The 13,768-nt window shown below is 45.3% G+C and carries 12 protein-coding genes; 2 read left to right on the top strand and 10 right to left on the bottom strand.

Going from position 1 to position 13,768, the window contains the following annotated elements:
* Nucleotides 1-70 precede the first annotated feature (70 nt).
* A complete protein-coding gene (purH, locus tag AACW75_RS26400) occupies nt 71-1,663 on the bottom strand; it encodes a bifunctional phosphoribosylaminoimidazolecarboxamide formyltransferase/IMP cyclohydrolase (RefSeq protein ID WP_145570043.1) in 1,593 nt (530 codons plus the stop codon).
* 325 nt (nt 1,664-1,988) lie between these two features.
* Between purH and zntR the strand changes: the two genes are divergently transcribed.
* Nucleotides 1,989-2,429: a Zn(2+)-responsive transcriptional regulator gene (gene zntR / locus AACW75_RS26395; RefSeq protein WP_029224887.1), complete on the top strand. Its 441-nt coding sequence runs from the start codon at nt 1,989-1,991 to the stop codon at nt 2,427-2,429.
* Nucleotides 2,430-2,519: 90 nt separating this feature from the next.
* On the opposite strand, the gene fis is transcribed toward zntR, so the two are convergent.
* The 9 genes from fis to AACW75_RS26350 form a co-directional block, all read right to left on the bottom strand.
* Entirely contained in the window at nt 2,520-2,816 is a 297-nt protein-coding gene (gene fis, locus AACW75_RS26390; RefSeq protein ID WP_004729744.1) for a DNA-binding transcriptional regulator Fis, read from the bottom strand.
* Between the two features lie 23 nt (nt 2,817-2,839).
* On the bottom strand, nt 2,840-3,808 hold the full coding sequence (gene dusB / locus AACW75_RS26385; protein WP_032497690.1) for a tRNA dihydrouridine synthase DusB: 969 nt from the start codon (nt 3,806-3,808) through the stop codon (nt 2,840-2,842).
* Nucleotides 3,809-3,947: 139 nt separating this feature from the next.
* Nucleotides 3,948-4,835 (bottom strand): 50S ribosomal protein L11 methyltransferase, encoded by an 888-nt coding sequence (gene prmA, locus AACW75_RS26380; protein ID WP_017073769.1) that lies wholly within the window; start codon nt 4,833-4,835, stop codon nt 3,948-3,950.
* Between the two features lie 188 nt (nt 4,836-5,023).
* Complete coding sequence (gene accC / locus AACW75_RS26375; RefSeq protein WP_017073768.1) at nt 5,024-6,367, bottom strand: acetyl-CoA carboxylase biotin carboxylase subunit; 1,344 nt, start codon at nt 6,365-6,367, stop codon at nt 5,024-5,026.
* 15 nt (nt 6,368-6,382) lie between these two features.
* Nucleotides 6,383-6,835: an acetyl-CoA carboxylase biotin carboxyl carrier protein gene (gene accB, locus AACW75_RS26370; protein ID WP_017073767.1), complete on the bottom strand. Its 453-nt coding sequence runs from the start codon at nt 6,833-6,835 to the stop codon at nt 6,383-6,385.
* 74 nt (nt 6,836-6,909) lie between these two features.
* Nucleotides 6,910-7,359, bottom strand: coding sequence for a type II 3-dehydroquinate dehydratase (gene aroQ, locus AACW75_RS26365; protein ID WP_145570042.1), 450 nt, complete (start codon nt 7,357-7,359; stop codon nt 6,910-6,912).
* 323 nt (nt 7,360-7,682) lie between these two features.
* Nucleotides 7,683-9,632 carry an acetate--CoA ligase gene (gene acs / locus AACW75_RS26360; protein ID WP_102551337.1) on the bottom strand — a complete coding sequence of 650 codons (1,950 nt, stop codon included), beginning with the start codon at nt 9,630-9,632 and terminating at the stop codon, nt 7,683-7,685.
* A 218-nt stretch (nt 9,633-9,850) separates the two neighbouring features.
* The gene (locus AACW75_RS26355) at nt 9,851-10,483 is read right to left on the bottom strand and encodes a 3'-5' exonuclease (RefSeq protein ID WP_065682705.1); all 633 of its coding nucleotides are present in this window, start codon (nt 10,481-10,483) and stop codon (nt 9,851-9,853) included.
* 11 nt (nt 10,484-10,494) lie between these two features.
* Nucleotides 10,495-12,327: a DUF294 nucleotidyltransferase-like domain-containing protein gene (locus AACW75_RS26350; RefSeq protein WP_145570041.1), complete on the bottom strand. Its 1,833-nt coding sequence runs from the start codon at nt 12,325-12,327 to the stop codon at nt 10,495-10,497.
* A gap of 230 nt (nt 12,328-12,557) precedes the next feature.
* Here AACW75_RS26350 and AACW75_RS26345 point away from each other — a divergent pair, with 230 nt between their 5' ends.
* Complete coding sequence (locus AACW75_RS26345) at nt 12,558-13,748, top strand: 3-phenylpropionate MFS transporter (RefSeq protein WP_102447473.1); 1,191 nt, start codon at nt 12,558-12,560, stop codon at nt 13,746-13,748.
* Nucleotides 13,749-13,768 lie beyond the last annotated feature (20 nt).

The following is a 13,768-nucleotide window of genomic DNA, read 5'->3' as shown; positions in this document are numbered from 1 at the left end:
TCTTTAATTCTTAAAAGCCCCTCAAAATTGAGAGGCTCGATAGCTACTAATTGTTTAGGTGAACTAAATATTAGTGGCGGAAGTGACGCATGCCCGTAAAGATCATCGCCATGCCGTGTTCGTCTGCTGCTGCGATAACTTCGTCATCACGCATAGAGCCACCCGGTTGGATAACGCACTTGATACCCGCTTCAGCTGCCGCGTCGATACCGTCACGGAATGGGAAGAATGCATCTGATGCCATTGCACATCCTTCAACAACCAAACCTTCGTCAGCAGCTTTGATGCCTGCGATTTTCGCAGAGTAAACGCGGCTCATTTGGCCAGCGCCGACACCAATCGTCATGTCGCCTTTCGAGTAAACGATAGCGTTAGATTTAACGTACTTCGCTACTTTCCAGCAGAATAACGCATCTTTCAGCTCTTCAGCGGTTGGTTGACGCTTAGAAACTACTTTCAGGTCGTCTTCTGACACCATGCCTTGGTCGCGATCTTGAACTAATAGGCCGCCGTTAACGCGTTTCACGTCAAAGCCAGTTGTCTTCGTTGTCCACTCGCCACACTCAAGTAGGCGAAGGTTTTTCTTAGTCGCTACGATTGCTACTGCTTCAGCAGAAACAGAAGGTGCAATGATAACTTCAACGAATTGACGCTCAGTGATAGCCGTTGCTGTTGCTGCGTCTAGTTCACGGTTGAATGCGATGATGCCGCCAAATGCAGACGTTGGGTCTGTTTTGAATGCGCGGTCGTAAGCTTCGAGGATGTCTTCACCTAGTGCAACACCACATGGGTTAGCGTGCTTAACAATTACACATGCTGGCTGATCGAACTCTTTCACACATTCAAGTGCTGCGTCAGTGTCAGCGATGTTGTTGTAAGAAAGGGCTTTGCCTTGAATTTGGCGAGCAGTAGAAACAGATGCTTCTTCAGGGTTCGCTTCAACGTAGAATGCCGCTGCTTGGTGGCTGTTCTCACCGTAGCGCATGTCTTGTTTCTTCTCGAACTGTTGGTTGAACGTGCGAGGGAATTTAGACTCTTCGTCACCTTCTTTGTTCTCGCCGTAGCTAGGAACCATAGTGCCGAAGTAGTTAGCGATCATGCCGTCGTAAGAAGCGGTGTGCTCGAATGCTGCGATAGCGAGGTCGAAGCGAGTCTCTAGAGTCAGAGATTTCTCGTTAGCGTCCATTTCAGTCACAACGCGCTCGTAGTCGTGTGCGTTTACAACGATCGCTACGTCTTTGTGGTTTTTCGCTGCAGAGCGAACCATTGTTGGACCGCCGATGTCGATGTTCTCAACGGCGTCAGCAAGGGTACAACCTTCTTTAGCAACGGTTTCTGCGAATGGGTATAGGTTTACAACAACCATATCGATAGGGTTGATACCGTGAGTTTTCATCACGTCATCATCTTGGCCACGACGGCCTAGAACACCACCATGAACTTTTGGGTGCAGAGTCTTAACACGGCCATCCATCATTTCTGGGAAACCAGTGTAATCAGATACTTCTGTAACAGAGATGCCTTTTTCAGCAAGCAGGCGAGCAGTGCCACCGGTAGATAAGATATCTACACCACGGTTAGCAAGAGCTTGTGCAAATTCAACGATACCAGTTTTGTCTGATACGCTGATTAGAGCGCGGCGAATTGGACGAGCGTTATTCATGCTTCCATCTTCCTCAAATTCATGGGGTTAAAATAAAGATATTTGCCAAAAAAGAACTTGTTTCTATCTTCTTAGCGTGGATTATCTAAGATACCAGTAAGAGATAAAATATTGGCCAGTTTTGGTAAAGACCTTTTGGGTCAGTCTTATGATTAAGCTATAAGATAACCAACTCCAAATTTGATGGCGCAGATTCTAACTAATTTATTACAAAAAAGCTCGCGCAATCGTTTGGCATCTCAAAATTAATTATGAAAAGTGCCATTTCAGCCTAAAAAGTAACGATAAGGTTAATTGTGGAATGGACGAAACAGTAGGAAAAAACATGTTTCAGATCGGTGAATTAGCGAAACGATGCGGTGTGACAGCCGATACCTTACGATTTTATGAGAAAAATAACCTGATCGCGCCAGCCAGTCGCAGTGAGTCGGGTTATCGCCTATATGATGAAAATAACCAGAAACAGGTGACGTTTATTCTCAAATCTAAAGAGTTAGGGCTGAGTTTGGATGAAATCAAAGAATTGCTCGAGATTCGCTTGGAAGCGACGCAACACAGTTGTGCGGAAGTGAAGTCGATTACGTCAGCAAAGTTAGAGATGATTGATGAGAAAATGTCTGAGTTAACCAAGATTCGCACGGCGCTTAAAAAGATTAATGATGCGTGCTGTGGTCACATAGACGACGATGCTAGCCATTGTTCGATTTTGGCGGCCTTAGACTCAGCAAATGTTGATAAAGGGCGCTGTGGCCGTACTGGAGAGTAATTAGCCACCTATCAAGAGCCTGCTGGTAAAAAAAAAGCCAAACTCAATAAATGAGCTTGGCTTTCAATTCAATAAATTACGAAAGAACGATTAGTTCATGCCGTATTTTTTAAGTTTCTTGCGAAGAGTACCGCGGTTAATACCCATCATGGTTGCTGCGCGAGTCTGGTTACCGCGAGTGTACTGCATGATAGTGTCTAGTAGTGGCTGTTCAACTTCAGCTAATACTAATTCGTATAACTCGCTGACTTCTTGACCGTTTAATTGAGCAAGGTAATTTTTCAATGATGCTTTAACTGAGTCACGTAGTGGCTTCTGCGTGATTTGGTCTTGTGATGTAACTGTAGTTACTGTCAATGCTTCTGAAGTCAGATTTTGTTCGAACATATTCGGTCTAGCTCTTCTCGTAATTATGGTGCAACGTTATCAAAAAAACCTTCTAGCGCCTCAAGCTGCAGATCACCTGCTTCGAATGCGTTGAAGGTACGGCGAAACTCACTCGCTTGTTCATGTTCTTTTAGATACCAACCCACATGCTTACGAGCAATTCGGGGGCCTAAAAACTCGCCATAAAATTCATGTAGAGCGTTCACATGGCCAAGCATGATGTCCTTTACTTCCGAAATCGGGAGCGGGTCCATCGTGGTGCCGTTTTCCAAATAGTGTAGGATTTCGTTAAAAATCCAAGGACGTCCTTGGGCAGGTCGACCTATCATCAAAGCATCAGCGCCGGTGTACTCCAGCACAAACTTAGCTTTTTCCGGACTATCGATATCACCGTTAGCGATAACCGGAATAGATACTGCTTGTTTCGCTGCTTTAATGTGTTTGTATTCTGCCTCACCTTTGTACATACAAGCGCGAGTTCTCCCGTGAAGGGCAAGTGCTTGTATGCCGCAGTCTTCGGCTATTTTAGCGATTTGGACACAGTTTCTGTTATCTGTATCCCAGCCTGTACGAGTCTTTAACGTTACTGGAACGTCGACAGCGTTTACTACGGCCTTCAAGATCTCTTCTATGAGTTCTGGATGCTGCAGTAGGGCAGAGCCCGCAAGCTTCTTATTCACTTTTTTTGCTGGACAACCCATATTGATATCGATGATTTGCGCACCGTTATTAACATTAAATTGAGCAGCTTCGGCCATAAGCTGTGGATCTGCACCAGCGATTTGTACTGAACGAATGCCCGATTCGCCTTCATGTACCATACGCTGCTGAGACTTCGACGTTTTCCAAACCTTAGGATTGGAGGACATCATTTCACTGACTGCCATCCCCGCACCATAGCGAAGACACAACTCACGGAATGGTCTATCCGTTACGCCAGCCATTGGAGCGACGATTAGATTGTTCTTAAGTTGATAATTTCCGATTTTCAAAACGTCATCACAGTTCTGTACCAGCAAGGGCGCGCATTTTACGCATTTTTTCGCTGCGTGAAAAGACTAATATTTGAGCATTTACAAATTGTTTTTGTAATTTGTATGAAATTCAATCAATTAGCACCCAAAGTCTTGTCTAGCCTTGCTTGCGACCTGAGATTCGACACCACTCTTGTTGTTCGATGATCGGATCGATGTGAAGCTCATCACGATAATAAGTCGCAACATCTTCCGCTTGTGTATCTAAAACACCCGACATCGCTAGCATGCCATTTGGCTTAATTAGGCCTTTGATGATGCTAGAAAGGTCTCGTAGTGGGCCTGCAAGAATATTGGCAACGACAACGTCAGCAAGCAAACCTTCAGGTTGATCTTGTGGTAAGAACACGTCCAGTTGGTCAGCAACGCCATTGCGTTGTGCGTTGTCTTTTGAAGCGAGTAAAGCTTGAGGATCAATGTCGATCCCGATAACTTTCTCAGCGCCAAGTTTGATTGCAGCGATCGCTAGGATGCCTGAACCACAACCGAAGTCGATCACGGTTTTGCCGGTAAGGTCTAAGCCTTCTAGCCACTCAAGACACAGTGCTGTAGTTGGGTGAGTACCCGTACCAAATGCAAGGCCTGGATCTAGCATGACGTTTACTGCGTCAGGTTCTGGGATATCACGCCAGCTTGGGCAGATCCAAAGACGCTCACCAAACTTCATTGGGTGGAAGTTGTCCATCCATTCACGTTCCCAATCTTTGTCTTCGATTTGCTCTACTTTATGAGCAAAGTCAGCAGGGAACATGTTGCTTGCTTTAATCTGTGCTAGGACGACACCAGTATCAGTCTCAGCGTCGTATAGCGCGAGAATGTCAGTATCACCCCAAAGGCGAGTTTCACCCGGCAGAGGCTCAAATACAGGGGTATCTTGTGCATCCAGGAAAGTTACGGAAAGAGCGCCAGTCTCTTCCATTAACATGTCGCCGATTTGTTCGGCATTTTCATTGGTCGCATTAAGCTTGATTTGAATCCAAGGCATGGCTGCATCTTCTATATGAGAAAAATTGGATGGCGAGTCTAGCAGAAAATATGAGCAAATTCACCAAAACACCACGGATTATAATAGGGATTATAGATTGATCTTTTCGGGTGCTTTAAAAACAAAAATGCCCACCGAAGTGAGCATTTTGAATGTTCTTAAAAGAACGAGGTACTGAAGGCTAGCTTCTATTGTAGACCGAGTTTCTTCTCAAGGTAGTGGATGTTTGCACCACCGTGTTGGAAGTTTTCGTCGTTCATAATAGCCAACTGAAGTTCAGTATTAACGTTAATACCTTCAACAATCATCTCACCCAATGCGTTCTTCATTCGAGCGATAGCGACATCACGGTTCTCACCGTAAGTGATCAGCTTACCAATCATTGAATCGTAGTGTGGTGGTACTGTGTAGCCAGTATAGATGTGAGATTCCCAACGAACACCCATGCCGCCTGGAGCGTGGAAGCGCGTGATCTTACCTGGAGATGGTAGGAAACGAACAGGATCTTCCGCGTTGATACGACATTCGATTGAGTGGCCACGCAGCTTAATATCATCCTGTGTGAATGATAGAGGTTGACCAGCAGCAATGCGAAGTTGCTCTTTTACTAGGTCGATACCCGTTACCATTTCAGTAATCGTGTGCTCTACCTGGATACGAGTGTTCATTTCGATGAAGTAGAACTCACCGTTCTCGTATAGGAATTCAAATGTACCTGCGCCGCGGTAACCAATCTCAAGACATGCACGAGTACAACGGTCACCGATGTACTTACGCATTTCTTCAGTGATACCTGGTGCTGGGGCTTCTTCCACAACTTTCTGGTGACGACGCTGCATAGAACAATCACGCTCACCTAGGTGGATAGCATTACCTTGGCCATCAGCCAGTACTTGTACTTCAATGTGACGTGGGTTTTCTAGGAACTTTTCCATGTAAACCACGTCGTTATTGAAACACGCTTTTGCTTCCGCACGAGTCATTGCGATAGCTTCTGTTAGTTCTTTTTCAGAACGAACAACACGCATACCACGACCGCCGCCGCCGCCAGATGCTTTGATGATAACTGGGAAACCAATGCGCTTAGCGTGCGCTTTGTTTTTTATTTCGTCATTATCAAGAGGACCGTCTGAACCTGGTACACAAGGTACGCCAGCTTTCTTCATTGACGTGATAGCTGACACTTTGTCACCCATCATGCGAATGGTTTCAGCTTTAGGGCCAACGAAGATAAAGCCACTGCGCTCTACCTGTTCTGCGAAGTCTGCATTTTCAGATAGGAAGCCATAGCCTGGGTGGATAGCCACTGCGCCTGTCACTTCAGCTGCACTGATGATACGAGGAATATTCAGGTAGCTATCGATACCGCGAGCTGGACCGATACAAATAGTTTCGTCTGCAAGAAGTACGTGTTTAAGGTCGCGGTCAGCGGTTGAGTGAACCGCTACCGTTTTAATACCAAGTTCTTTACATGCACGCAGAATACGCAGTGCAATTTCACCACGGTTCGCGATTACTAATTTATCTAACATAATGAGTGCTCTCTATTATTCGATAATTACTAGAGCTTGGTCGAATTCTACTGGTTGACCGTCTTCAAGTAGAATAGCGGTTACAACACCAGATTTATCAGCTTCGATTTGGTTCATCATTTTCATTGCTTCAACGATACATAGCGTTTCGCCAGCAGTTACAGATTGACCAACCTTAACGAATGGTTTTGCATCTGGGCTTGGAGCGCCGTAGAAAGTACCAACCATTGGAGAAAGAACTTGGTGACCAGCTGGAACCGCAGGAGCTGCTGCTTCTGCTGCTACAGGTGCCGCCGCAGGAGCAGGTGCTGCTACAGGAGCTGGTGCTGCTGCATATTGAATAGGCGCTGCAGATACAGGGCTGTTACGACTGATTCGTACTGACTCTTCACCTTCAGAGATTTCTAGCTCAGAAATGCCAGACTCTTCAACCAATTCGATTAGCTTTTTGATTTTGCGAATATCCATTGTTTCTTTCTCTTTATCTGTTAATTGAACTTACTCTATGACTGAGTAGGTTAGTAATAGTTCGTTGTTTATGTTTACTTTGAGTTGAGCTTGCTGAGCGCAGCTGTCAAAGCAAATTGATAACCTTGAGCACCTAAGCCACAAATCACACCTTCTGCTTTATCAGATAGGTAAGAGTGGTGACGGAATGGTTCACGTGCGTGAACATTCGATAGATGAACTTCAATAAATGGGATTGCAACACCAAGTAGTGCATCACGCAGTGCCACACTGGTATGTGTAAAGGCCGCTGGGTTGATAATAATGAAATCAACATTTGGATAAGCACTATGGATAGCTTCAATCAGCTCATACTCGCGATTTGACTGCAAGTGAGATAGCTCAACATCGTGTGCTTTCGCTTGCTCGGTCAAGGAGCTAATAATCTGGTCAAGTGTTTGAGAACCGTAGTGTGCGGGCTCTCTAAGGCCTAACAGGTTAAGGTTTGGGCCATTTAAAACTAGAATGCGAAACTTTGTAGACATCGTGGGGCTATCTTCCTTTATCGTGATTACGAACGTGAATGTTGCCATTTTATTGAAAATTTGGGGTTAATTTCCAGTGAGAAAAACCCAAAATTAAAAATTAGAACCAGATTATAGCTAATTCAGCGCAAATCGCAGCAATTTACTGGTCTAATCTCCTATTGAGACAGCATGGAGTTGTTACCAACTTAACAAAAAATCGCCGTAGCCTTAATTTTGTAGAGGATATTTGAGATCAAGATCAGCCATAAAAAAACCGCCACATAGGTGACGGTTTAGAAAGGGGCTGTTTTAAACAGTAATGAGTTAATGTAATAGGTTGCTTATGCCAGTTCTGCTTTCTCTGCAATAAGCTTATCTACTACACTTGGGTCTGCTAGTGTCGAAGTATCACCTAGGTTACCAGTATCGCCTGTGGCAATCTTACGCAGGATACGGCGCATAATTTTACCCGAACGCGTTTTCGGTAATGAATCTGTCCAGTGCAGTACATCTGGTGTTGCGATTGGGCCGATCTCTTTACGTACCCAGTCTTTCACTTCTTTATGAAGTTCTGCGGTTGGGAACTCGCCATCATTCAGTGTTATGTAAGCGTAAATTGCTTGGCCTTTAATATCATGAGGGATACCCACAATCGCTGCCTCTGCAATTTTATTGAATGCGACTAGAGCTGATTCAATCTCTGCGGTACCCATACGGTGACCAGATACGTTAAGCACGTCATCCACACGACCAGTAATCCAGTAATAACCGTCTTCATCACGACGAGCGCCATCACTGGTGAAGTACATCCCCTTAAACGTAGAGAAGTAAGTCTGTTCAAAACGGTCATGATCACCATGAACGGTGCGCATTTGGCCAGGCCAAGAATCAAGAATCACGAGGTTGCCGTCGGTTGCTCCCTCAATGATGTTGCCCATGTTATCAACAAGCGCTGGTTGCACACCGAAGAATGGACGAGTCGCTGAACCTGGTTTTAAGTCCGTTGCGCCTGGCAATGGTGCGATTAAGATACCGCCTGTTTCTGTTTGCCACCATGTATCAACAATCGGAGACTGCTCGTTACCAATGGTTTTGTAGTACCACTCCCAAGCTTCAGGGTTAATAGGTTCACCTACTGACCCCATGACTCTTAGACTGTCACGAGAAGTGCCTTCAACGGCTTCATTGCCTTTGGCCATTAATGCTCGAATCGCGGTTGGCGCTGTATAAAGAATATTTACTTGGTGCTTATCGACCACTTCGCTCATACGGCTTGTGTTCGGGTAATTAGGCACGCCTTCAAACAGAATGGTTTTTGCACCATTCGCAAGCGGCCCGTAAACAAGATAAGTATGTCCGGTTATCCAACCCACATCCGCTGTACACCAGAAAGTTTCACCTTCTTGGTAATCGAATACGTATTTGAAGGTCATTGCGGCATAAACCAGGTAGCCACCTGTCGTGTGCATTACACCTTTAGGCTTACCTGTGGAACCAGACGTATAAAGAATGAAGAGAGGATCTTCCGCATTCATCTCTTCTGGTGGGCAATCTGCCGATACATTTGCGATAGCATCATGCCACCACACATCACGGTGTTCGTGCCACGCCACATCGCCGCCAGTGCGTTTGAATACGAAAACCTTCTCGATGTTTTTTACTTCAGGGTTGGTGAGTGCTTCGTCGACATTTTTCTTCAGTGGAACCGCACGACCACCACGCACGCCTTCATCGGCAGTGATAACAACTTTAGAGTTGGAATCGATAATACGACCAGACAGTGCTTCTGGAGAGAAACCGCCAAATACCACAGTGTGGACAGCACCGATACGTGTACACGCCAGCATAGCCACTGCCGCTTCAGGAACCATTGGCATATATAAACAAACCACATCGCCTTTGCGTACGCCTTGCTCTTTTAGAGCATTTGAAAACAGGCACACATCTTTGTGCAGTTCATTAAAAGTTAGAGTTTTGTCATCAGCCGGATCATCGCCTTCCCAGATGATGGCGACTTCATCACCGCGCTCAGCAAGGTGACGGTCGATACAGTTAGCCGAAACATTAAGCGTGCCATCTTCAAACCAGCGGATATCGATGTGGCCAGGGTCAAAAGAGGTGTTCTTTACCTGTGTGAAAGGTTTAATCCAATCAACGATTTTTCCGTGTTCACCCCAAAAGCCTTCAGGGTCAGATACAGATTGTTGGTACATGGCTAGGTAAGTGTCATTATCCGCGTGCGTCGTTGATTTAATATTTTCTTTTACCGGATAAACGTGGGCTTCACTCATTGCATCTCTCCTTGTGCCTACATTCTTAATGAACTGGCAACTTCCTTTGTGTTCAGTTTCTAAGTCTATTACAGGACTGTCGTTGTGCTATCACTCTCGGCTAGGACGGCGATTTCCACAATTAGACTTTAGGATGAGACGCTGCTTTTCACTTAGAAAATAGCGAGTTAAGTTCATTTTTGCGATATTGCTCTCTATGCAGAGAGGTAATGGTTGAATTAAGAATAAGAAGAGTTGAAACGAGGTAAATCACCGTATTTAAGGCGAACAAAGATCAGGGCTGCGGAGATAGCATCTTGTAATGCATCATGTTTATTGACCGGGATAGGCAAATCCAGTTGGCGGCAGATGGCGTCCATACTGAGATCGAAGTAGGCATTGGGCAGCTGCCTTTCGAGTTTTTCTTGATAGAGCAGGCTCACTTCGACTAATCGGTTAGGCAATGGAAATCCGAGTTGTTTTAAACAGGCGCGATCGAGAATTTTTTTATCGTAGCGGATGTGATAGCCGACTAAAGGGCGATTACCGATGAAATCCAGCAGCTCAATTAGAGCTTGTTTCTCTTCTATGCCGTGCTTTAGATCTTGATGACGAATGCGATGGATTTTGATGGAATTGGAATCGAGTGACTGAGGTGCTCGTAGTCGAACTTCAAAAGGTTGGCTGGTAATGATTCGGTTACCGATGATCTTTGTCGCGGCAATAGTGACTAATTCCGCCTGATTAGGGTCGAGGCTGGTGGTTTCACAATCGAGCGATACATATTCATTATGGGTAGGCGCGGCAAAAAAAGGCTGATAGGGAGAGCCTTTAAGTTTGTGATGCCAGTAATAACGAACCAATCTATTCATCGTTCAGCCGCCTAGTCTCTTATCTGATAGTGGTAGCCTAGCCATTGCTTGAATTTCTTCACCACATGCAAGCTATGACGAAGCAGATCCCTGTCTGCTCGCTCCATCAACTTCACGTTAATTTTATTGCTGCTGTGTTGTTGGGATAACCGCTGAGATAAGCGCCACTTAAAGAATTGCTTGAGCGCTTCGTTAAGGTTATCGGCGGTACTTTGCTCCAATACATTCTTGCCGACTAGGTGCTCTATCCGCTCAAAGGTGTTGTTGACCGTGACACCATGCTCAAGGCTGAGTGCCCGAATGCCATGCACGATAGGGAAAATACCGCCTTGTTTGATATCGAGCCCTGACTTGGACTGTTTAACATTGCCAAACAGGGTGAGGGGAACGGAAAAGTTCAGGGCAGGGCGACAAAATTCGGTGAGTATTAACTCCTGTCCCAACATCAAATCACTTAGGTGTTGTTTTACTGGTTTTAATAACTCTCTGTTACCCGCAACAGCGTGTGCATCCGCCATGATGGCAATATCCATTACGGTGTCTGGCGTGGCTTTTTTTACCCAACGGGTGAGCGTTTGTTTCCACTCTTTTTCTGAATGTACCCATTTCGGGTTGTTGACCATCACATTGCCCGGGCACAGTGGATAGCCCAATTGCTGCAGTGTGTGGGTGAGATCGTTCATGGCACTTTGGCATTGATGCCACTCCAAGCCATCTTGAATTATTAGCGCGTTGTCTTGATCGGTTTTGAGAATTTGCTCTCCGCGGCCTTCAGAACCCAGAACGATTAAGCAACAGTGATTGTGCAGCGCAGGTGGAATGATGAGCTCAAAGGCTTTCTCAATGATCTGCTCGTTGACCGCAGAAATTAGCTCCATGATAAAGCGCGTACGAATCCCGTTACTGAGCAAGCTCTCGACCAGTTGACGCTGTTTGTTGGATGCCATTGCCAACTCTTCAACGCTGGTGGCTCGCGCAATACGTAAAGTGAGAACGTGTGAATGAGTGGAAAACGCACTGAGAATTTGAGTCATGTCCACCATACCAACCGCATTAAGACCATCACAAACCATCAGTCTTTTTACACGATTTCTGGTCATGGTAATCATGGCATTAAACAAAAAATCGCCTTGATTGACATGCATTACCGGAAAGGTCGCAATATCACCGACAGGGGTATCTAGTGGGAAATTATCCAGCATTACAGCATGTAATAAATTGGTCCGTGTGACGATTCCGTACGGTAAGGTACATGATGTTCCAAAAGCTTTTGGAACATCATGATCCAAATGAACCAAAGCTGAGTCTAAACCTTGTTCTTTAAGGGTTTGAGTGACTTGGTTAATGGGTTGATTCGGCTTTAGTATCAGTGGTGGGTGATAAATAGATTCATCCACTTTGGTCAAGATAAATTCGGCCAAGTTTTGTTGTTGCTGTGCTGCTTCAATCAATGCTTTTCGTGTCGATAAGTTACTATCAAAGTAAGCCGCGAATTGCCCGTTGGCGTGGTAAAGATTGAGAAAAACATCGGTTGGAAGTAGATAGCTTAAGGTATCTTCGAGTGCAATATATTGGTGTTTGGTATGAGCCTCGAATTGGCTGCGTACATCAAAAATATCGTCATTGGCATAGTGTGCGTAAATTTCACCATCACTACTTGCCCGCTCTTCTACGGCGCCTTTAATCAGAATATGCAGATGACGACTTGGTCGGTCAGCTTCCAATATCACCTCGAGCGCTCGGTAGTAAACCACATCCAATGAAGAGCGCAGGGTTAACTGTTCGGCATCGGACAAACTATCGAAGGGTGGGTGCTGCATATTAAATTTATCAGGCATAAGCATCGAAACAAGTGGGAGTCTTTACTCAGTCTGACAAATTACCAGAGAAGCTCCAGACGACTTTAGTCTAAATGCGAATGTGGTTCTTGGCTGAAGCATGATCTTGATTGAAGTGTGAAATGACGATTGGGTTCAATATGGGAATGTTATCTTAGTAATAATTCCCTTTTTCATCGTATGCGACCTAGGCATAATTGGCGCTTCCTTGTTCCACACATTTTTATAGGTCGCCTATGTTTAGTCCTTCCCCTTATGGCTGGATATCCCAGTATTTTCTTGGTTTCTTTTTTGCCTATGGCGTTTATCTGCCATTTTGGGCGCTGTGGTTTGAAGACCAAGGCGTTTCTGCAGGGGACATTGGCGTATTAATTGGTGTGGGTTTGGCTACGCGTTGTGTTGCCAACTTTGTGATAACACCGCGTATCCATAAAGTTGAGCATTTAATACCAGCATTGCGTTGCCTCAGTTTTGTCGCGCTATTATTTGTTGGTTTCCATTTCTTTACTGGTGGTAGCTTTTTATTGATGCTGCTAGCAACGGTAATGTTCAACCTCTGCTATGGACCGATTATTCCGCTTTCTGATGCAATGGCGAACCATTACAGCCGTCTCAAGATGCTCGATTACGGACGTACACGTTTGTGGGGTTCAGTTGCATTTATTGCAGGTTCAACGGTGGTTGGTTATCTGGTGGCTGAATTTGGCACGGATATGATTTTGTATACTGCGCTGGCAGGAGTTTTGGTTTCTCTGTTGTTCGCGATGAGAAACCCGAACGTAATGCCGGTGACAGAATCAGAGCAAGTTGCTGAAAGACCTAAACTTGGTCAACTATTACGTGAATCGTCGGTAGTGAAGTTTCTTGCATTGATGGCACTGCTTCAAGGAAGCCACGCCGCGTATTACAGCTTTAGTGCGATTTACTGGAAAGAGGCGGGGCACTCTGAGGCGATCATCGGTTATCTGTGGAGCTTGGCTGTGGTTGCTGAGGTGGCTGTATTTGCTCTGAGCAAGCGATTGTTTGCTGGATTATCATTGCGCACTCTGTTTGTGATAGCTGGTATCGGGGTAATGGCTCGTTGGGGTATCACAGCATCAACGATTGCGATTCCAGTATTGATAGTGGCTCAGTTGCTGCACGGTGTGACATTCGCAATGGCTCATATTGCTGCGATTCAATACATTCAATCTGAAGAGCAAAACAAGATGGTGGCGCTGCAAGCTCTTTATAATGCGATCCCTCTTGGTGCTTTTATCGCACTGATGACGACCTTGAGTGGTTGGGGGTATGAACTGTGGGGTGCGAATATTTTCTGGGGCATGGCTGCTATGGGCGGATTAGCCTTATTCATTAAACTGGATGAAAGAAGTTCAGTGGTTGAGGTTAATCAAACAGCCTCAGCTCAATCTGATGCTCAGAATTAAAGCCCAAAGCACAGAATTTG

Source organism: Vibrio sp. L3-7 (assembly GCF_963898195.1).
Lineage (GTDB): Bacteria > Pseudomonadota > Gammaproteobacteria > Enterobacterales > Vibrionaceae > Vibrio > Vibrio echinoideorum.
The sequence above is the reverse complement of the archived record's forward strand: the minus strand, read 5'-3'. Positions and strand labels throughout refer to the sequence as shown.

Excerpts from the sequence above, each read along its gene's own strand:
- purH (WP_145570043.1), bottom strand. The coding sequence starts at position 1,663 with ATGAATAACGCTCGTCCAATTCGCCGCGCTCTAATCAGCGTATCAGAC.
- zntR (WP_029224887.1), top strand. The coding sequence starts at position 1,989 with ATGTTTCAGATCGGTGAATTAGCGAAACGATGCGGTGTGACAGCCGAT.
- fis (WP_004729744.1), bottom strand. The coding sequence starts at position 2,816 with ATGTTCGAACAAAATCTGACTTCAGAAGCATTGACAGTAACTACAGTT.
- prmA (WP_017073769.1), bottom strand. The coding sequence starts at position 4,835 with ATGCCTTGGATTCAAATCAAGCTTAATGCGACCAATGAAAATGCCGAA.
- accC (WP_017073768.1), bottom strand. The coding sequence starts at position 6,367 with ATGTTAGATAAATTAGTAATCGCGAACCGTGGTGAAATTGCACTGCGT.
- accB (WP_017073767.1), bottom strand. The coding sequence starts at position 6,835 with ATGGATATTCGCAAAATCAAAAAGCTAATCGAATTGGTTGAAGAGTCT.
- aroQ (WP_145570042.1), bottom strand. The coding sequence starts at position 7,359 with ATGTCTACAAAGTTTCGCATTCTAGTTTTAAATGGCCCAAACCTTAAC.
- acs (WP_102551337.1), bottom strand. The coding sequence starts at position 9,632 with ATGAGTGAAGCCCACGTTTATCCGGTAAAAGAAAATATTAAATCAACG.
- AACW75_RS26355 (WP_065682705.1), bottom strand. The coding sequence starts at position 10,483 with ATGAATAGATTGGTTCGTTATTACTGGCATCACAAACTTAAAGGCTCT.
- AACW75_RS26350 (WP_145570041.1), bottom strand. The coding sequence starts at position 12,327 with ATGCTTATGCCTGATAAATTTAATATGCAGCACCCACCCTTCGATAGT.
- AACW75_RS26345 (WP_102447473.1), top strand. The coding sequence starts at position 12,558 with ATGTTTAGTCCTTCCCCTTATGGCTGGATATCCCAGTATTTTCTTGGT.